At 43.8% G+C, this 19,906-nt stretch carries 20 protein-coding genes; 6 read left to right on the plus strand and 14 right to left on the minus strand.

Features of this window, described 5'->3' with window-relative positions; genetic code table 11:
* The first annotated feature begins 222 nt into the window (after positions 1–222).
* Together FPZ44_RS18260 and FPZ44_RS18265 are read left to right on the plus strand one after the other, a co-directional pair.
* Entirely contained in the window at positions 223–888 is a 666-nt protein-coding gene (locus tag FPZ44_RS18260; RefSeq protein WP_261378416.1) for an HAD family hydrolase, read from the plus strand.
* A complete protein-coding gene (locus FPZ44_RS18265) occupies positions 878–1,495 on the plus strand; it encodes an NUDIX hydrolase (RefSeq protein WP_144992440.1) in 618 nt (205 codons plus the stop codon). Before FPZ44_RS18260 ends, FPZ44_RS18265 begins: the two co-directional genes overlap by 11 nt.
* A 131-nt stretch (positions 1,496–1,626) precedes the next feature.
* Here FPZ44_RS18265 and FPZ44_RS27035 read toward each other — a convergent pair whose 3' ends face one another.
* Both FPZ44_RS27035 and FPZ44_RS18275 read right to left on the minus strand, forming a co-directional pair.
* On the minus strand, positions 1,627–2,550 hold the full coding sequence (locus FPZ44_RS27035; RefSeq protein ID WP_144992442.1) for an exosporium glycoprotein BclB-related protein: 924 nt from the start codon (positions 2,548–2,550) through the stop codon (positions 1,627–1,629).
* A gap of 166 nt (positions 2,551–2,716) precedes the next feature.
* A complete protein-coding gene (locus tag FPZ44_RS18275) occupies positions 2,717–3,571 on the minus strand; it encodes an AraC family transcriptional regulator (protein WP_144992444.1) in 855 nt (284 codons plus the stop codon).
* A gap of 361 nt (positions 3,572–3,932) precedes the next feature.
* Between FPZ44_RS18275 and FPZ44_RS18280 the strand changes: the two genes are divergently transcribed.
* Positions 3,933–4,649 carry a Dph6-related ATP pyrophosphatase gene (locus FPZ44_RS18280; protein WP_144992446.1) on the plus strand — a complete coding sequence of 239 codons (717 nt, stop codon included), beginning with the start codon at positions 3,933–3,935 and terminating at the stop codon, positions 4,647–4,649.
* A gap of 114 nt (positions 4,650–4,763) precedes the next feature.
* Here the strand turns inward: FPZ44_RS18280 and FPZ44_RS18285 are convergent, their stop codons facing one another.
* The 8 genes from FPZ44_RS18285 to FPZ44_RS18320 form a co-directional block, all read right to left on the minus strand.
* Positions 4,764–6,611 (minus strand): sensor histidine kinase, encoded by a 1,848-nt coding sequence (locus FPZ44_RS18285; protein ID WP_144992448.1) that lies wholly within the window; start codon positions 6,609–6,611, stop codon positions 4,764–4,766.
* Positions 6,608–7,288: a response regulator transcription factor gene (locus FPZ44_RS18290; protein WP_144992450.1), complete on the minus strand. Its 681-nt coding sequence runs from the start codon at positions 7,286–7,288 to the stop codon at positions 6,608–6,610. Before FPZ44_RS18290 ends, FPZ44_RS18285 begins: the two co-directional genes overlap by 4 nt.
* 82 nt (positions 7,289–7,370) lie before the next feature.
* Positions 7,371–8,027 (minus strand): hypothetical protein, encoded by a 657-nt coding sequence (locus FPZ44_RS18295; RefSeq protein ID WP_144992451.1) that lies wholly within the window; start codon positions 8,025–8,027, stop codon positions 7,371–7,373.
* A 25-nt stretch (positions 8,028–8,052) separates the two neighbouring features.
* Positions 8,053–9,345, minus strand: a complete 1,293-nt coding sequence (locus tag FPZ44_RS18300) for an ABC transporter substrate-binding protein (protein WP_144992454.1) — start codon at positions 9,343–9,345, stop codon at positions 8,053–8,055.
* A 51-nt stretch (positions 9,346–9,396) separates the two neighbouring features.
* Positions 9,397–10,581 carry an efflux RND transporter periplasmic adaptor subunit gene (locus FPZ44_RS18305; RefSeq protein ID WP_144992456.1) on the minus strand — a complete coding sequence of 395 codons (1,185 nt, stop codon included), beginning with the start codon at positions 10,579–10,581 and terminating at the stop codon, positions 9,397–9,399.
* Between the two features lie 12 nt (positions 10,582–10,593).
* On the minus strand, positions 10,594–11,472 hold the full coding sequence (locus tag FPZ44_RS18310; RefSeq protein ID WP_144992458.1) for a carbohydrate ABC transporter permease: 879 nt from the start codon (positions 11,470–11,472) through the stop codon (positions 10,594–10,596).
* A gap of 12 nt (positions 11,473–11,484) precedes the next feature.
* Positions 11,485–12,363: a carbohydrate ABC transporter permease gene (locus FPZ44_RS18315; RefSeq protein WP_144992460.1), complete on the minus strand. Its 879-nt coding sequence runs from the start codon at positions 12,361–12,363 to the stop codon at positions 11,485–11,487.
* Between the two features lie 102 nt (positions 12,364–12,465).
* Positions 12,466–13,215, minus strand: a complete 750-nt coding sequence (locus FPZ44_RS18320) for an N-acetylmuramoyl-L-alanine amidase family protein (RefSeq protein ID WP_261378417.1) — start codon at positions 13,213–13,215, stop codon at positions 12,466–12,468.
* A 217-nt stretch (positions 13,216–13,432) separates the two neighbouring features.
* Here FPZ44_RS18320 and FPZ44_RS18325 point away from each other — a divergent pair, with 217 nt between their 5' ends.
* The gene (locus FPZ44_RS18325; RefSeq protein WP_144992462.1) at positions 13,433–14,878 is read left to right on the plus strand and encodes a DEAD/DEAH box helicase; all 1,446 of its coding nucleotides are present in this window, start codon (positions 13,433–13,435) and stop codon (positions 14,876–14,878) included.
* A 229-nt stretch (positions 14,879–15,107) separates the two neighbouring features.
* Here FPZ44_RS18325 and FPZ44_RS18330 read toward each other — a convergent pair whose 3' ends face one another.
* Both FPZ44_RS18330 and FPZ44_RS18335 read right to left on the minus strand, forming a co-directional pair.
* A complete protein-coding gene (locus FPZ44_RS18330) occupies positions 15,108–16,043 on the minus strand; it encodes an aminoglycoside phosphotransferase family protein (RefSeq protein ID WP_144992464.1) in 936 nt (311 codons plus the stop codon).
* Between the two features lie 205 nt (positions 16,044–16,248).
* Positions 16,249–16,731 carry an SRPBCC family protein gene (locus tag FPZ44_RS18335; protein ID WP_144992466.1) on the minus strand — a complete coding sequence of 161 codons (483 nt, stop codon included), beginning with the start codon at positions 16,729–16,731 and terminating at the stop codon, positions 16,249–16,251.
* A gap of 208 nt (positions 16,732–16,939) precedes the next feature.
* On the opposite strand from FPZ44_RS18335, the gene FPZ44_RS18340 reads away from it, so the two are divergent.
* The gene (locus tag FPZ44_RS18340) at positions 16,940–17,326 is read left to right on the plus strand and encodes a tautomerase family protein (RefSeq protein WP_144992468.1); all 387 of its coding nucleotides are present in this window, start codon (positions 16,940–16,942) and stop codon (positions 17,324–17,326) included.
* Positions 17,327–17,345: 19 nt separating this feature from the next.
* On the plus strand, positions 17,346–17,942 hold the full coding sequence (locus FPZ44_RS18345; RefSeq protein ID WP_144992470.1) for a DUF1989 domain-containing protein: 597 nt from the start codon (positions 17,346–17,348) through the stop codon (positions 17,940–17,942).
* Positions 17,943–18,076: 134 nt separating this feature from the next.
* Here the strand turns inward: FPZ44_RS18345 and glpX are convergent, their stop codons facing one another.
* Positions 18,077–19,063: a class II fructose-bisphosphatase gene (glpX, locus tag FPZ44_RS18350; protein ID WP_144992472.1), complete on the minus strand. Its 987-nt coding sequence runs from the start codon at positions 19,061–19,063 to the stop codon at positions 18,077–18,079.
* 15 nt (positions 19,064–19,078) lie between these two features.
* Positions 19,079–19,882 carry a pyruvate, water dikinase regulatory protein gene (locus tag FPZ44_RS18355; RefSeq protein WP_144992474.1) on the minus strand — a complete coding sequence of 268 codons (804 nt, stop codon included), beginning with the start codon at positions 19,880–19,882 and terminating at the stop codon, positions 19,079–19,081.
* Between the last annotated feature and the right edge of the window lie 24 nt (positions 19,883–19,906).

A 19,906-nucleotide genomic window follows, 5' to 3' on the forward strand; every position in this document is an offset into this window, starting at 1 on the left:
CTGAGGCTCACCAATATATGTTGCGGATGCTTCTAAATGGGCATCTCCCCCTTAATGCCCAACCTATAAATGAGTAGTTCTTCACAGAACCTCTTTTTTTTCTGAATAAGGAGGAAAAGAGATAGGAATTATGAATGGAATCCCGTTAGTGGAAGAACGTGGAATCAACCTGCTATAATCAATGTAATTTCTTTCCGCCTAGCAAAGGAGCGTGTTCTATAGATGTCGATGAAAGCCATGCTTTTTGATTTTGATGGAACGCTTGCTGATACACTGCCGTTATCGTTCAATGCCTTCAAGTCCGTATTCAAGCAATACGACAATCGCGAAGTGACAAACGAAGAGCTAGTCGCGATGTTTGGCCCAACAGAAGAAGGTATCATTTATACGAACTTCGCTAACAAGCCATTCGTACCAGACGCGATTCAAGGCTACTACTCCTACTATGAAAAAGAACATCATACAGAGTGTCAATGTGACCAAGGCATTATCGATCTCCTTCTATTTTTGAAAGAGCACGGTGTAAAAATTGGCGTCGTCACAGGCAAAAGCAGACGCTCTTTTGATATTTCTGCTGCGGCCTTACAGCTCGACTCCTATTTCGATGTATCCATCACAGGTGCTGATGTCGTTCAACCAAAACCCCATCCAGAAGGCATTCATAAAGCACTCCATACATTAGGGATTGATTCGGAAAATGCAATCTTTGTAGGTGATAGCAATGCGGACATTCTCGCTGGAAAAGCTGCGGGATTACGTACATACGCGGTCCAATGGCTGTCTACTTGCCAAAGCTTAACCTATAATGTGGAACCAGATGGCCTCTTTACAAATGTAATGCACTTCCGCGAGCTTCTTGAGAAAGAGGTCGTTATCCATGGACATTAAGTGGCTGGAATGGGCAAAACAAATCCAAGCAATAGCCCAAACAGGACTCACCTATACGCAAAATGAGTATGATATCGAGCGGTACGAGGCTTTACGAGACATAAGTATCGATATTTTAGCGAACCATACTTTTACCGATAAAGAGAAAATTGCACTTACCTTCGCCAGCGATCTCGGCTACGCCACTCCGAAAGTGGATATTCGCGGCGTGGTATTTAGAGACAATAAGATTCTTCTTATTCGTGAAAAAATAGATGGCGCATGGGCGCTGCCCGGCGGTTGGGCAGATATCGGTTTCTCACCATCCGAGATTGCAGTAAAAGAGGTTAAAGAAGAATCAGGCTTTGATGTTGTACCCATCCGCCTGTTGGCGGTCTTGGACAAGAAGTTTCATAACCATCCACCTGAACCTTACCATGTCTATAAGCTGTTTATTCGGTGTGAAATTGTTGGCGGTGAAGCGGCAGCAGGGTTGGAGACAAGCGCAGTTGAATTTTTCGAGGTGGATCATCTGCCAGAGCTATCACTTGAGCGAAATACAGCTCAACAGATTAGGACGATGTTCGAATTTCTTGAGCATCCAGATAAGCCCGTCATTTTGGATTAAGAAATGGACAGCTAAAAAGAACCAAGCATTCGAACAGAGGAAGACCATCTCCACACTCCGAATGGTTGGTTCTTTTTACTATATCTACACTACAAGGTAGGCATTCTAATATAGGAGCTATTGGGGATTATTTAGTCTATCGTAATGCCTGCGCTTGCTAATCCAGAAAGAACAGAGCCAAAAAAAGTGCCTAATGTGTTAGGGATGACAATAAGAAGCAGCTTATCTCCAGGTACTACAGGGATATTTTGAACACTCACACCACTCGCATTATCTCCAGGGGCAACGTTACTAAAGTTGGGTGCCAATGCTAATGGTGTCCCGACTGGATTATAGATATTGCTAGTAGCTGGCGCAAGATATAGCTGCATATTAACTTGTAAAATCCCCGGTAAAAGTCCCTGAGATATGACGAAGAAGAAGCCAGCTAGCGATGTAATCGTACCCGCTCGAGGAACAACAAAGCCGAAGTTGGGAACATTGGGCAATCCAATCGTTATGGAACCGCCCGGGGTCACACTTATCGCTTGTGCAGTTCCAAATGACAGCATTCCTCCATCTACAATTGGGCCATCTGCAGCGGTAATTAAATCAATGACATCATTCCCTGAAGCATAAGGGATGACAGCTCCTATACCGATGGCTGTTGCTCCTGTGGGGCCAGTGACCCCAGTTGCACCAGTTATACCTGTAGCTCCTGTAAGCCCCGTGGCTCCTGTAGTACCTGTGAGGCCTATGGCCCCAGTTATCCCCGTATTTCCAGTTACTCCAGTGGCACCTACAGCTCCTGCTGGCCCCGTTGCTCCAGTCACTCCTGTAATTCCAATTCCCGTAGGGCCAGTGGTGCCCGTAATGCTTAAACCTGACGGACCCGTTGTACCTGTAACGCCCGCTATTCCTGCTGGCCCTTGAGGACCTTGCGGTCCAGGAGGTCCGGGAATTCGTTTTTTTACTACTTTAATGATCACTTTTTTGCATATTTTATGCCGTTTAAGCTTAACTTTACATCGATGGCCTTTTTTAAAGGTTTTTCGGTGCTTTCTTGGATCAGACACCGTATCGTCCCCCCTTCTCCGTTTTACTTACCAGCATTTTATTGGGTAAGAAGACAATTCGGTTGGACATCTGTACCTTTCACTAATGATTTTTCTGTGTCACTTGTCCATTTCCATAGACAAAGGCCGCCCCAAACAGGGCGACCTCTTCTAGTCAATTTTCAAATTATTGTTTTTTTACAACAGGAATCCACAGCTCATTTTTATTTTCTTCTGGCGGCAAATAACTCTCAATCGCAGGCAAGTTAGCAAGATCGTAGGAAGATACCGGCAGCCAATCCGTATATAATCGTTTCCAACTTTCTTGGATGTTCTGTGGTGCCCCAGTCGATTCAAAAACAGCCCAGGTTGCTGCTGGAATAACAATTTTAACTAATCCGTCAGGGACTTCTTGATCCGATGCAATCGCCATGTAGTAGTCGAATCCATCATTTTTCCCCCATTGCCCACTTGCGCAAACGCCTAGAATACCACTAATTTTGTTCGACTCATTTCGAATAGATAACAGCGTTTCAAATAGCCCTTTCCCTTGTACCTCCACCCATAACTGCGGAATGACCTGATACGAATCTTTATGGCTCACATGCTCTTTCTGGCCAATAATGGTGAAGCTCCCCACTTCTTCAATTCGGTAATCCATAGCGACGACTCCTTTAATGGAAATTTGAAAGGACAAGCGTGGATAGGCTTTGAGCTGCGTCCCTACACTACGTGCTGCCGTTGGTGTAGTGCCATGTAATTGTTGAAAAGCTCGCGTAAACGCTTCTGGCGAATCGTATCCGTACTTGAGTGCAAGATCAATCACCTTCTCCTGACTATTTTGCAGCTCAAAAGCAGCGAGAGTCAGACGGCGGCGTCTTATATATTCTGATACAGGGACTTCGGTAATAAACGAGAACATCCTTTGAAAGTGATACGTAGAACAGCATGCCACTTTCGCTACTTCTGAGTAAGCAATGTCTTCCGTAATATGTTCCTCAATATAATTGATGGCTTCATTCATTCTCGCGACCCAATCCATCCACATCACCTTCCTTTCGAAACTTACTATATCGTGCTTTAAAGCTTGCAGCCGTGCATTTGATGCACCAAAATGCAAGGATATGTTTTTTCAAAAATGGATGAGATCCAACAACGAATGTAAATAACTCATAGCATCTGTGATTTAGTATGTATTTCGTTCAAGACCGTAAAAAACCTTTATCCCCTCCACATTGCTGCGATCACCCAATAAGTTGAAAACGAATGGAGGAAAATGAGACAATAACAATAACGTGGATAAGAAAGCACAGATTCTCAAACAATCACAATCATGTAGGTATCCTTTGTACGAATCATAGCTATCACGAAAATAGACATCTTGGGTAAAGGGGAAAATACGTATGACGGAAGCTAACATTAACAACTGGAGAAATGGAGCCGCTGGACGCAAGTTTATCGCTTCGTTTAGTGGAGGGAAAGATAGCGTCTTAGCACTGTATAAAGCGATGAAAGTCGGAGAACCATTAGGGCTCATCGTTATGCTTGAAGAGGAAGGGAAACGCTCCCGCTCCCACGGCATGCCGCCTGAACTTATCCGCGCACAAGCCGAATCGATAGGCTTGCCCGTATTTACAGCGGCGGCAAGCTGGGCAGATTATGAAGCCGTCTTTATCGATCTTCTGGAGCAGGCAAAGCAGCAAGGTGCCGAAGTGTTAGTAACGGGCGACTTGGATATGCCTGCTCACGGCTGCTGGCAGGATGGCATTACACAGCGAGTGGGAATGAAGCTCGGCATGCCCCTTTGGGAAATGGATCATCGCGAAGCTGTCGATGAGTTTATTAATCTAGGGTTTGTTACAGTTGTTGTCACGGTGAATCTATCATTAGGGATGACAGAAGACGATCTTGGGCGAACGCTAACGCATGAATATGTGAAAGAACTTGAAGCGCGTGGCATCGACCCTTGCGGAGAAGGCGGAGAGTTCCATACGACGGTCATCGATGGACCTATTTTCAAACATCCTATTCCTGTTCGTAAATGTGAGATACTAAGGCATGAAAACTATGCCTTTCTTCCGTTAGAGCTAGATGAAGCGAACAGAATATGTGGCTCATAACCTATAAGAGCTCGAAGTACCCACTGTTGAAATCACACATAAGCCATCCTGATTAGGATGGCTTCTATCATTTCTTGCCTATATTCCTTGTTTATATGGTAATTGATAAAACGGCTAACACTTACGCAAATAAAAATAGAATTGAACACCATCTTCTGTATTTTCAACGCCGTACGGTACATGGTGGAGCTCAAGAATATTTTTGGAAATCGCAAGTCCGAGTCCGGTTCCGCCCTGAATCCGTTGACGAGATGAATCCCCCCGATAGAAACGGTCCCACACTTTATCCAACTGAGAAGGCGGAATATGAACCCCTTTGTTCTCGATACTTACTTTTATGAACTCGCCCTCTTCGACAGTCAAAATATACAATTGCTCTCCTTCTGGCGTATAACGAATAGCATTCGTCATAAAGTTAGTAATGACCTGTTCAATGCGGAGCTGATTCGCTTCAACGGTTAAAGGTATAAGCTGTATATGGACGCGAAGTTGCTTCTTTTCCAACTCCGGTGCAAGCTGTTCACATATATAGGCTATGATCGTATCAAGCTGGAACACATCCATCTCCATCTTGAACGTGCCGGATTCAAACTTAGCCAACTCCAACATATCCACGATCATCAAGTCCATTTTATCGACTTCTTTCACCATCGCCTCAAAATAATGCTCTCGTTTATGCTGGGCAACCCCGTCTCGCAGTATAGAAATGCAGCTTTTCATAATGCTTAAAGGCGTCTTCAATTCATGGGATACACCAGCAATAAATTCTTTCCTTGTATTCTCTAACTGCTTCTCCTTCTCAATATCTCGCTGCAACTGCTCTATATAAGAATGTAACGTCTGCGAAAGCTGATTAATATTGGACGACAGGTCACCAATCTCGTCTTTCGATCGGATAGACAACTGTTCAGAGAAGTCCAGATTCGCAATTTTTTCGGTAGTACTATTGATTCGTAAGAGCGGCTTAGCTATCTTTTTGGAGTAATAAAAGGAGACGAGAACGACCAGCAGCAGCGCAAGTGCAATAACATATCCATAGTACTCCTCTAGCATTTGTACAGCTTCATCAACGGGCTGCAAGGATGCCATTGCGAACAAATAAACTGTTGAACTATCACTACCGCGGATCGGTTTAATAAATAGTTTATACTTCACATTATTGTGCACCCTATCTAGCATTTTCATCGAATTGATGTGCATATCATTCACAGCATCTTCGTCCTGCAATAAGTCTGCTTGGAATTGTTTAATTTCCCCCATAAATAGGGCATCATCATACATCAGGCTCGAAACATTATTCTCTTCCGGAATCCGGATTTCGGTAATTGTTCCATACATGAATACGATTGAACCATTAAGTATATTTTCTTTAACTCTCTTGTCATCGGTTACTTGCCCAAAATGCTCATTACCCCAAGAGTAATTACCTAGATCTGGGGATCTAATCCGCACAGGGACATATGTCTCATCCTTATTTATTGCTATAACAGTAACTTCTGATCCTACGTGAAAGATCGATGAATCAGCAGCTACTTTCTCTGTGCTGACCAGATTGTAAAGGGGAATACGAATAATTTCATCAGAGATCACGTTTTTAACACCATCAGTGCGCTCATATTTGACGCCTTCAGAGGGCTTGCTTTGCCTAGTATAAGAATCTAGCTTAACCTTCACATAAAAGTCATCCGCACCCCGCAAGTTACCGTGGCTATCGAGCGTCGTAATCCATGTATTATTGTCCCGATAGAACTCTTGCTCCAGCCTCTGTATGGCAGGTGTGTTTCCATTGGCATTTACATAATCGCGCTCGAACAATTGTATGTTAGCTTGAATATCATCCAGTTTGCGATTCTCATAATACTGTTTGAAGAAAAATGATTGTCCAACATACACGGTTGCTAAAATAAGCATACATAATGCTGTCGTTAAAAAAAACAGCTTCCAGACGATCCCTACTCTCATACGCTTGCCTCGAACTTATAACCAATGCGCACGACCGTTTTGATAAGCTTGCCCTTACTGCCAAGCTTGCCCCGTATATTTCGAATATGTGTATTTACCGTGCGATCATCACCTGAGCTCTCGTACCCCCAAATCTTCGTAATCAATTGCTCTCTAGTAATAACAATCCCTTCGTTCACCATCAAATAAGACAAAATCTCAAACTCGGTATAGGTGAAGCTGATACTAGCACCGTCAATCATCACCATCCGTGAAGCATTATCGATACACACACCGCCATATATCAAAGTATCTGATAACGCTGTAGTTGTTCGAGCTCGGCTGTCGAGTAGACGCTTAGCCCGGGCTAACAGGACGGGTGGACTGTAGGGCTTCGTCACATAATCATCCGCCCCTAGTTCAAAGCCTAGGAGCGTATCATCTTCGTCCACCCGCGCAGTTAGCATAATGATTGGGACGTCCGAACTTTTACGAATACGCCTGCATACAGACCATCCATCGAGTTCTGGTAGCATAATATCTAGCACGATCAAGTCCACTTGGTGCTCTTGAAACAAGGCTAAGCCTACCTTGCCATCAGATGCTTCCAACACGTCATAGCCATCGTTTATAAAGTAATCTTTTGCAATTTCCCGTAATATTGGTTCATCTTCAACGATTAGAATGGTCTTTGGCATCGTGATAACTCCTAACCCTAGGTTGTGATATCTGTATTATACCAGCACATAGAAGCCATCTCCCTACCACCTGATCTTTACACTACTTCATTCGGATAGATTCGATCATTTTATTGGCTAATACGCTCCATTCTTCTTGTATCCCAATGGGGCTAGAGACTTCAACTTCCAGATGCCCGCCATGTAAACTTGACCAACATAGAAGGACATATTTATTTTTAGTCGTTATCTCTTGCACCGCCATATGCTTACCGTCAACTTCCCTGACTCCCTCACTTATTCCCTCAGCACCTTCATAATTCTGCTCTAGAATACCCTTCATCTTTTTCAAGCTTTGTTCACCTAGACTAGCCTCTCCCCCGGTTTTTTGCTCAGGATCATGCTTGATCGTAAACGTAACTTGATTGGATTCATCACGAAACTTGATTTCCTGATCGTTGGGAGATTCCTCCTTAAATCCTTTCGGAATTAAAATCTCCAGTTGATTAGAAAGTATACTCTTCCTTTCTAATCGGTCATCTGATTGATCAGTGAGTGCATGCTTCTCTTCTAATTTTTCACCTGTTGTATTCGCAGGGATTATTTTAATAACTTTTTCGTCGGGAAACTCATCTGTTGACTGAGAATGTTGTTCTTTACTTGAATTTTTATTTGCACTTAGGTTAGATGCAACCTGAGTACAGCCCATGATGGTACTTACGAACACGATAAACATGAGAAGGACAGCTATGTGCTTCATCTTCGATCTCCTCTCGTCATACCATTTATTCATTAAGGTAGGTCATAACACGATTCTGGATCAGATTAGCAACATCTTCCGCCGACTTCTGACCACTAAAGTAAGCCACTGCTTCTTCACTTATAATAGACTGAACCTTACTATCTTCCTTAATAAAGATGCTGGCGTCAGCAATCATCTGCTTTAAAATTTCCATATCTGCAGCGGTCACGGGTACATCCTCTCCAGTTACCGAACTCACCTTTCCCTTCTCCAGCAATTGATTCATTGCTTTCTCATTAGCTGACTTATTTACCGCAAACCCTTGTTGATTTGGCTTAGATTGAAATTGATCAGATAAGAGAAACTTAAGGAATTCCCACGCCTCTGGCTTGACCTTTGAATTAGCATTTATTGCGATGGGGTTATCTCCCCTAAAAGAAACTCCTGAAGGCTGTTCACTCGTATGAGGCTTGCGATATACCTTTCCTTGCTTGAAGAAACTGACGCTTTCTGTAAAATAGTCGCTTGGCGAAAACATTAACATCGGGTAGAAGTAAGCCTCTCCTACATATAGAGCGTTATCCGTAATGACTTTATCGTCGTACATGGCCTTCACCTGGCCCAGCATATCAATAAAGAAGGGGGACTGGAACTTGGCGTTCGATGTTGACGAATCGACCAATTGCGAATAGTTATCTGCAACAAGATAGCCTAACATTTGTTCTGGAGGCGTATTGCCTATCGCATAACGACCATTTTTCTCATGCAACTGCTTACCCGCCTGTGCAAATTGGCTCCATGTCCAATGCTTATCATCAATTTCGAGCTGTGCAGCCGTGATCGCTTCATTATCTCCGAGTAATGTATCTAGGAAAAATCTCGTCGGCAATACATAAAGACCGTCATTCATTTTCGCATGTTCAAAAATATTCATATAATAATGATCTTTATTAAACGACTTATCCTGCTCCATCAATTCCGTAAGATTGACGAGTGCATGTTTATTTACGTACTTTCCAATCTGAAGCCCCGCAACGTTTAGATCAATTAAGTCCGCACCTTTACCAGAAAGGATTTGTGTATTTGTAGTTTGCACATACTTTTCGAAATCTGCCTCAGTGTTTCCTCCCTCGGATTTGTACTCCTTAATTTCGATAACTGTATCCGGGTGCAAAGCCTCAAACTCAGCCTTCGCTGACTTATAGTAATCACTCGCCGTATGTACGGAGAGAACCACTGTCTTACGTCCGTCCCCTTTCGGCTGCTCATTTCCAACTGCACAGCCTGTAAGGGTGATAGCTAGTATTACACACATCAACATCAACCATTTTTTCATTAGTAATTGTCTCCTCTCATTATGAAAGCTGAATCATACCTATACGAATTCCTATTGTGGTCTTACTCTACTTCCCTCTACTAATGGCTCCGTACTTTCAACGACGATCTGCTCATTTAGATAAGCACCAGAAAGGATAACGGTTTCACTGTCATTGGCAGATCCTACTGCAACCTTGGTTTTTCGGATGTAGTACGTATTGCCGAGAGGTCCTTTATCTTCCTCTACTACATGTACATAGTGGTTCGCTCCTTCTTTATGAATTGCCTTATTGGAGAGGAGCATACCGCCCCCTTCCCCAGATGTGCGGGTCACATTCACACGGACTTGTTCACCTGTTCGAACGGTTTTATCCAATACGTTTACAACAATACGATTCCAATCCACTGCCTCTAACGGCTGCTGGATACCTGTTTCTGCTTCACCTACAGATAGGGAGGGAGAGGAGGGCGCTCTAGCATCCACATGCTCTATCGTTATGATTGTGCCATTCAGCGGTCTGGTAGCCCCGCCGCCATAACTTTGCAAGTCCAATTTATCGCCCATCTTCATTTCCTCAGTAGCAGCTGCAGGAAGTGAAAGTTCCGTCTGATAACCCAAGCTTTCGTTCGATAGCCGAACATCGAAACCGTCATTGGCCGACGGCGCACCTGTGACAGCATTCAACTTCGTAATGACTCCATCAAACGGTGCCACAATGTTTGAATCCCGTCGGATGCTCTGTTGTAGATTTTGTATCTTTCTTTCCTGATTCTCTATTTGCAATTGCGCGAGCTTCATGTCTCGTTTGGAGGCACGCATACTCGCTTCATCATTATTCCTTACGGCTTCCACATAGCGTTCTTGGGGTGCTTCCAACTCCAGTTTCATCCTCGCAAGTATGCCTTGCTCATCTTGCAGCCGATTGTGAGCATCCGGGTTCTCATATGTGATCAGTGTCTGACCTTTTGTTACTCGATCGCCCTTCTTTATCCTTACATTTTTCACGGTCCATTCAGCGGAGCTTGATAGCTCAACCTCACTTACTGGTCGTAGTGTTCCAATCGCACGAAACTCTTGAACGACCTGCCCCTGTTTTCCAACCTCTGTCCATACTTTGGGCAAATCCAACGTTCTCAGCGTATTGCTGTACAAAGTAAGGATTAGCAGCGCTATCGTACTTCCTATTAAGAGGAATCGGAGCATTTTTTTTCGTTTTTGAATGGAATGTTCCTCTACGCTCGCATTTTCATTCATACGATGACCTCCTTATCCTTTAATACCTGACAGCTGCACGCCCTGTACGAAATAAGACTCTGCATATAGAAATAAGAGAACCATTGGTGACATATACAACACCGAAGCGGCAAAGCCCACTCCTTTCGCTGCTTCCTGAATCCGAGATAAGTATAGTGACAAAGGCTGTTTAAAGGCATCTTCGAGAAATATCAATGGCTGCTCGACCATATTCCAGTAGTCCACAAACAGCAGAATGACGAGCGCCGCAATGCCAGGCTTCATGAGCGGAACGATAATCCGCCAGAAAATATACCAGTGTCCTGCACCATCCATAACAGCTGCCTCCACATACGCGTACGGGATAGACAGCATGAACTGCCGCATCATGAACACACCAAATGCTGAAAATATACCTGGTAAAATGATGGCACTCGCACTGTTCCCGATCCCTAACAGATCGATGATAATGTAGTTAGGTACCAAGGTTACTTGGAAGGGCATCAGCATTGTCATCAAGTAGACAAAGAATAAGACTTCCCTTCCCCGAAACTTCAGTTTTGAGAAGGCGTAAGCGGCCAAAGCCCCAACTACGGTCTGCCCTACGACAATTGGAACGACTAGAAACACGGAGTTCCAGAACATATTTAAGAAGATAGGTGTTTCCAGCAACACCTTGTCATACTGCTCAAAGGAAACCCAATCTGGAATCATTTTTAAATTAACAAAAGCATCCATCGCCCCAGATCCTGCATCTGGCATCTTACCCAGCAGTTCGTAATTATGGTTAATTTCCTTCTCCTTCATGAGCGAATTCGTAAGCTGAACCCCGAATGGTAAGAGAGTAATCACCGCACATACGATGAGAAAAAGAGACACGATACATTTGTACAACAAAGCCGACTTTTTCATCTTCCACTCTCCTTACTCCAGAGATCGGCTGAATCGCCGCTCTATTGCTAGCAAGCTTGAGACAATGATCAAAATGCATATAACCATCATTACCGCGGCTGCCGTTAACTTCTGCATATCTAACGCGGCAAACATGTTATTCATATAGTGCTGCAGCATGTAAATGCTATCGTGCGGGTAATCTCCAGCAATTAAGTACGTCACTCGGAATATATGAAACGAGTTAATAATGGAGATAAGCACAACGAAGAACATCGTCGGCGTTAAGTAAACAATTGTAATATGGAACAACTTATGCAGCGGCCCGGCTCCCTCTATATCAGCCGTCTCATAATAATCCTTCGGAATGCTTTGCAGACCAGCAAGGAACAAGATTATGTTATAGCCTAGGTTCTTCCACACAAATACAAGTGTCAGCACACTAATTGCCCATTCTGACTTCATCCAGTCAATCCGATCCCAACCGAAGTGGGACATCCAAGCATTAAGCGACCCGTTCCAGTCAAATAGGATCTGCCATACCATGACAATCGAGGCGACCGGCACGACCAGAGGTAAAACAAATGCCGTTCGAAGCCAGCGCTTCACATAGACATTCCCGTTCAATAACAGGGCTAGCAGCAACGACAATAAGATGAGTATCGGTACGCTAACAGCTGTGAACTGTAACGTGTTCATGGCGGCTTTGCGAAACGAAGCACTGGCCAGCACATTCTCATAATTCGTTGTCCCTACAAACTCGCCGCCGCTCGTTTGATCCATCACTGAATACAGAATACCTATACCAAACGGGATCACGTAAAACACTGCAAATCCGACTATACTCGGCGCCAAAAAACCAATCGCTATAATACCTTGTCTGCGAACCAATCGCCGCAATCGCAGCAGCATGACACGGTACACCTCCTTCGTTAAGATCGAAATGATCTAGGCTTGACGTACATCTGTCATGTAAATACCAAACGAATAGATTTATAAAGGCATGATTGTCACTTAATGTTCATGAAAATAATCGATCACACCATTAACGATCGCCTCCGATGCCTCCTTGTGAAACTGCAAGGATCTCATTCGTGTCTCATCTTTTTCATTTGAAATGTAGCCCAGTTCAAGCAGCAGCGCTGGGACTGTATTTTCACGAAGGACATAGAAATCTCCCACTCTCACTCCACGATCTCTCGTGTCAAAGTCTTTCTCCATCAAACGATCATGAACCGCTTGAGCGATCGGTTGATCTTTACTATTTTTATGGTAAGTCGTCATTCCTTCTACATCGTTCGTTGTGAACGCATCGAAGTGAATGCTGAGGAAAAGATCAGCCCCTGCTTCTGTAGCCACATCCACACGTTGCTGTAGGTCAACGGCCTCGTCCTGCTCTCGCGTTAATAGGACTGTCGCTCCTGTTCTCTCCATCAACTCTTGCTCAATTTCTTTTGACATCTGCAGCGTCATATCTCGCTCTATCGTTCCTAGCTGACCGATAGAGCCCGGATCTTTCCCACCGTGACCCGGATCAATGACGATCGTTTTTCCTTCTAGCGGTCGTCCAGATGCCGCCATCAATGGCTGAACCTCTACATCTACAACATCATTGATGTTGTAGTAGAAGAATAGCCCTACTACGAGTAAACCCAGCACGCCTAGCAGTGCTAGTTTAGAAGCTATTTTCGATTTTTTAAAATTTATCGATCTATAGGCTAAATCATCGTTTGTCAATTTTGTTCGTTTATTGAGTCGTCTCATCACAGTTCCTCTCCCCTGTCTTTCCATCAGTTGACCTTAGTCTACTGACCCTGTATAAAGATGAGATGAAGATGCTATAAAGATGAATCAAAATATAGGTTTTAATTTGGTAGAATACTGAATCAAGAATGGAGAGTATAATAGAGGAGTATACGGAAGATAAACGGTGGAACTCTGTATGTATATAGTTCGAAATAAAGCGTAGAAGAGGTTTAACATGAGCGAGAAGCAGTTTACAGATTATCCATTAAGTGAAGAGATCGTGAGAGCACTAACTAGCTTAGGTTATGAAAAGCCAACAGAGGTGCAAACGAAAGTCATTCCTGTTGCATTTGAGAAAAAAGATCTTGTTGTCAAATCACAAACAGGCAGCGGTAAAACCGCCGCTTACGGTATTCCACTGTGTGAGTTAGTGGAGTGGAACGAGAATAAGCCGCAGGCGCTAATCCTTACACCAACTCGCGAACTTGCGTTACAGGTCAACGAAGACATCATGAACATAGGCCGCTTTAAGCGAATTAAAGCAACCGCTCTGTATGGAAGACATCCTTTTTATGAGCAAAAGGCGGAGTTGAAGCAGCGCACCCATATCGCGGTAGGTACACCGGGTCGTGTATTCGACCACATTCAGCGCGGCACGTTATCGCTAGAACGCATTGCTTATCTCGTTATTGATGAAGCTGATGAAATGCTCAATATGGGCTTTATTGAACAAGTTCAGGCGATCATTCAAGAGCTGCCTCGTAATCGAGTGACGATGCTGTTCTCCGCTACGTTCCCTGAGGACGTAGCTAAACTTTCGCGCAAATATATGGACAATCCCGTTGAGATCGAGATTAAAGCGAGCGGTGTCACGACGGCTACGATTGAGCATGCACTTATTCAGGTGAAAGAGGCAGATAAGCTAGATGTGCTTCAAAATCTACTTATTGTTGAGAGCCCTGAAAGCTGTATTATTTTCTGCCGTACGCAGGAGCATGTGGATCGTCTGTTCAGAGAAATGGCTGAACTTGATTATCCATGTGATCGCATTCATGGCGGCATGGAGCAAGAAGAGCGCTTCGAGGTTATGAACGCGTTCCGTAGAGGACAATTCAGGTACTTGATTGCGACCGATGTAGCTGCCAGAGGAATCGATATCACAAATATCACCCATGTCATTAACTACGATATTCCGCTCGAGAAAGAAAGCTATGTGCATCGCGTGGGACGTACGGGGCGTGCAGGCAAAACGGGCAAAGCGATTACATTCGTTACGCCTAAAGACAGCAATCGCCTAGCTGATATTGAAGCATATATTGGATTCGCAATTCCAAAAGTAAACGCTCCTTCCGAAGAAGCAGTAGAGCTGCGTAGAGAACAGTTCGAACAAAGCTTGCACGTCGGACAGGTGCTTAAAGTTGATAAGCGTGAGCAATTGAATAAGCAGATTATGAAGCTGAACTTCAATGGCGGCAAGAAGAAGAAATTTAGAGCCGTAGATTTTGTGGGAACTATCGCTAAGCTAGACGGGGTAACTGCAGATGATATCGGGATTATTACGATTTTCGATCATGTGACAGATGTAGAGATTCTGAACGGCAAAGGGCCGCTTGTACTTGAAATGATGCAGGACATTACGATAAAGGGCAAGCTTTTAAAAGTCCGTAAAGGCAAGAAGTAATTCTATCATGTAACAGGTACGAAACCTTCTTATAATCAACAGCGACCGTAATGAAACTCAAAAGCCGCCTCAGATAACGAACTGAAAGCGGCTTTTGGTTTTTAGCCAACGGCTTTTTTGCTGTTTAATCAAGAGCCCCCCCTATCTTTCGAGATAGCAGCTGGCTCGTCTTATCTATTCTTTGTCTATCACGGTCACGGTTTGGCTGCTAGTAAAAGTAATCCTCTATTTAAACCTGACTGTACCACTTCGGAACCATAAGCTCGAAGTTGCTATGGTCATCCATACACCTTTGAATTCTTCTCATAATATCATCAAGCTCGTCCGTGTTTACTTTCAACACCCATACAACGGATGAAATTAAGGTCATCGCGAGATACAGAGAGTACAACCGCCAAAACTCTTCATTAGGCTCTTCACCATGATGGTATCCCCGAATTTGTCCAGTTGAAAAAGGAATACTAACTTCCGTACTAAACAACCCAATTTTCACAAACTCATGAATCGGATCTCCCCAGTCATCTCGATCGAAATCAATGACACCGGAAAATTTACCGTCCTTTATGACCAAATTACGAGGATGAAAGTCATCATGCTGGTACTTATTCGGTCGATCTTTCATTAAGTGAAGATTGCTATCGATAAATGATAATAGCACCGCATCATTAGGGATGACGACCCCACATTCCGCATATTGCGTTCGATACCTTTGATGCTTTCTAGACATGAGTTCATACCAAGGTTCCTTATGATCAGGTGCAGAAACTTGGTTCATTTTCAGCAGTTCTATACCTGCTTCAACACCAACATCAAACTGTTCTATTTCCGTTAACTGCGGCAATTGTTCAAAAGCCTCATTGCCCGCAACAAATGAAAGAATTGTATAACCTAGCTCTTGTTCTGGAATTGTACCAATCTCGATTGGTCTAGCACATCGTACAGCCCGCTGTTCCATCAGCTGGAGATGTTTAAATTTGATTTGCTTGTCGCTGTGCATATCTATGCTATAGGTTCTGAGTATGTACTGAGGGTGTTCATTGCTATCATAGACGATGTATTTCTTATCACTTGAGTACCCTTTATGAATCTGTTCAAGCCTACTACTGTTACGAAGGAATGGAATGGCGTCTCGTAAAATCTCTAGTTGTCTCATATTGTCACTCATGGTTATCCTTTCTCCTATTATTTTAACGTTAACTGAAATAATCAGGCTAACCAATATACCATATTCTTCTTATATAGGGAACAAATTAATTATAATAAAGACCACGCTAAGACGATATAAAAAGGAAAGGAGCCTTACCCGCATCTTTGGTAGGTAGACTCCTAATTTGTATACATTCGTAATTTCTAAATTTCAGGGTTATGTCTCACACTTGTGTATATTCATCAATTAATTTTATATACTGCTCATACCATGTTTTCCACTCATCTGCACGTGATTCAATGGTTCTTCCATCTAGCAGCGCGTGAATAACGTCCAAACATACATGCCAGCCTGCAAGGTCCTTTGGCGTGTGGTCTGTAATCTTATGAATGGTTTCTATTAAAAACAGTTCACATCCATCAGGCGTAGGATGCAGCTCGAAACGGACTCGGTCTTCCCCCCATGTATATGCCAACACAGAATACGTTTGAAGCTCAAGGATGTCAAGCTCCTCGAACGTTCCGTCCTGCATATCAAACTTGATAACTCCTCCTACTCGAAGCTCATCTACCCGTAACTCAGAGAACCATTGCTCTAATTTATCATTCTCCGTCAACATAGACCATACTTCCTCAACAGAGTGCTGTAGATGACGCTCGAAACGGGCTATATGTCCGCCTTCAACTTGTTGCAGAACAGCTAACATAGATATACCTCCTTAATACTAGTACTTGATACTACTCCTTCTTATTATGTACGATTTCTATACAGGAACACACCCCACCGTTGTTAAATGCAGCATGTGTTCAATCTAACCCTTATTTGCATCTCCACTTCCACTACTTGTAAAATGAAGTAACTAAAAACGAGCAGCGCATATAATCTACCACCATAAATGAATAAGGAGAATGATTATGGCACAAGTAAAAGTGTACGGATCACATGATTTCTTAACATCTATTCAAGCCCAACTGTCTGACATCATCCATTCTTGTATTGTTGATTCACTACAACTGCCCCCTGATAAACGATTCCATCGCTTTTTCCGTATGAAGCCCGAAGATTTTATATATCCCTCCGATCGAACAGAAAAATATACGATCATAGAAATTAGTATGTTTGAAGGACGTTCGGTTGAAGTCAAGAAAGAGCTCATACGTCTGCTATTTGATAGGATCAGTACATTAGGTATAGGAATAAACGATATTGAAATAACGATTTTTGAAACACCAAAAAGCAGTTGGGGAATAAGGGGATTGCCCGGTGATGAGCTGCAATTGAATTATAAAGTAAATCTTTAAGCGGAAAGGATGGACACCCTTGAAGGAATATATTATTGAAAAGCAAACGGGAAGAGCCTTCACTCTAAAGGCAGGAGATCTTATTTCCATTATCGATATCGAGGGAAAACAAGTGGCTGATTTCTTTGCGGTTAGTACAATGAATCATCAAGAGTACTTCTCAGCAGCTGTAACCATCGACTGCAAAGAGTCCTTGCTAATTACAAAAGACGACACCCTGTATACTAACTTGTACCGTCCGATGTTCACGATGATACATGATGATGTAGGCATACATGACTTGCTAATACCATGCTGTAGAAAGCAAATGTACAACCATTTTTTCAATAACGGTCACGGGCACAGCAATTGTTTTGATAACATCAATCAAAGTCTGAGTAAGTTTGGGATACCCCCTTTTACAACGTTACAACCACTCAACTTATTTATGAACACCAGTATAACCCCAGAAAAGAAAATCATAATAGACCCACCACTGTCAAAACCCGGAGATACCGTTACACTAAGGGCTGAAGTGGATGCTATCGTTTCTATATCGGCATGCAGCGTTATTGAAGGACCATGCAATGATGGGGTATGCAAGCCTTTAAAAGTAAGAATAGAACAAAGAGACTAACCCAACAGCCATGAATAACTGAAAGGTAAGCCTCTTTGAATTGTAATTTGCTCTTCTCATAGTTACTCGAATCCGCTTCTTGTAGTAATTAACGCTTCTCTACTTCTATAGTTGTTTGCTTTGAAGTTGTCTGCCTATGAACATTGAGCTTTCTGGACAACATCCAGCAAAGGTTTATTCGGAATATAATGCAGCGATTTAATATGGCGGATCGTTCGCGTAGCGGCACGCATAACCATGGAATGAGTCTCTACTCGATTGCCCGGCAAATAGCGGACTCCCTCTAGAAACTCCCCAGGTGTAATGCCCGTTGCCGCAAAGATAACATCCTCGGTGCCAACCATGTCATCCATCGTCAGCACCTTCCGTGGATCATCCATGCCCATAAACTTGCAGCGCTCATAATCCGCAGCATTGGCAGGCATCAGGCGACCCTGAATCTGGCCGCCGAGACACTTGAGCGCAGCAGCTGCAAGCACACCTTCCGGTGCACCGCCTGATCCTACGTACATATCGATGCCTGTCTCAGGGAAGGCTGGAGCCATTGCACCCGCTACATCGCCATCGCTCAACAGCTTGATACGAGCACCCATGCGGCGCAGTGTCTGAATCATCTCTGCATGTCGCTCACGATCAAGAATCATGACGGTTAATTCTGAAATAGGCTTATTCAAGTGCTTTGACGCTTTTTGAAGTGTAACATCGATAGGATCGTCTAATTTTACTTTGTCTACGAGTGCAGGACCGACAGCCAGCTTCTCCATATAAATATCTGGCGCATGCAGCAAGCAGCCTTTGTTTGCTATGGCGATAACAGATAACGCATTGTTTAGCCCTTTAGCAACAATCTCGGTTCCTTCCAGAGGATCAACAGCCACATCCACTTCCGGGCCATCCATGCTTCCGACTCGCTCACCAATATAGAGCATTGGTGCTTCATCCATTTCCCCTTCACCAATGACGACGGTTCCTTGGATCGAGACCGAATCAAACATGGCTCGCATCGCTTGTGTCGCTGCATCATCGGCAGCGTTCTTGTTGCCTCGACCTGTCCATGGAGCGGAAGCCAATGCTGCCAACTCCGTTACTCGCACAATCTCCAAAGATAATTCGCGCTCCATATCGACGCCCCCATTTTAGTCACGATTCATAATCATGCCTGCGGTTTCTTCAATCGCTTTGCCTGTTACATCAATGACCCGACATTCCAGCTTGTTCATTAACTGCTGAGCATAATCTAGTTCTTCTTGGATTCGGTTCAACTGCGCATATTGCGCACCTTCTGGTAAGCCTAACCACTTCAGATGCTCACTGCGTACTCGCTGCAATATGCTCGCGTCCATCATGAGACCAACGATCCGCTCGGATGGAATCCGGAACAATTCCTCCGGGGGCTTTGCCTCAGGTGCGATAGGAAAATTGGCAACGCGCAGCCCTTTATGGGCAAGAACCATACTCAGCGGTGTCTTAGATGTACGAGAAACACCCAGAAGTACGACATCTGCTTCCTCGTAGCCTTTGACATACTTGCCATCATCACAGCGGATAGCAAATTCAATTGCTTCAATACGACGATAATATTCATCGTCAATCTGATACATAAGCCCAGGCTGTCTATGCGGTGAATCATGAAACGTATCGACAAAGGCCTGCATCATCGGGCCCAATATATCGACGGTTCGCACTCCTGCACGAACCCCTTCCATTTTCATCGTTTCTCTTAATTCAGGCTGTACTAATGTATAGGCAATAAATCCACCCGCTTCAGCCGCTTCGTCGGCAATACGCCGTATATCATCTTCATGCTTAATCTGACCGTACCGAACAATGTTTACTTTTCCATCACCAAACTGCCTTGCTGTCGCCTTCGTCACCGCTTCAGCCGTTTCCCCCGTTGCATCTGAGCAGATGTAGACGACTTGCTTTCGTTGCATTGTCATATGCGAACCCCCATAGTCGTCATA

The organism is Paenibacillus agilis (assembly GCF_007786455.1).
GTDB lineage: Bacteria > Bacillota > Bacilli > Paenibacillales > Paenibacillaceae > Paenibacillus_B > Paenibacillus_B agilis.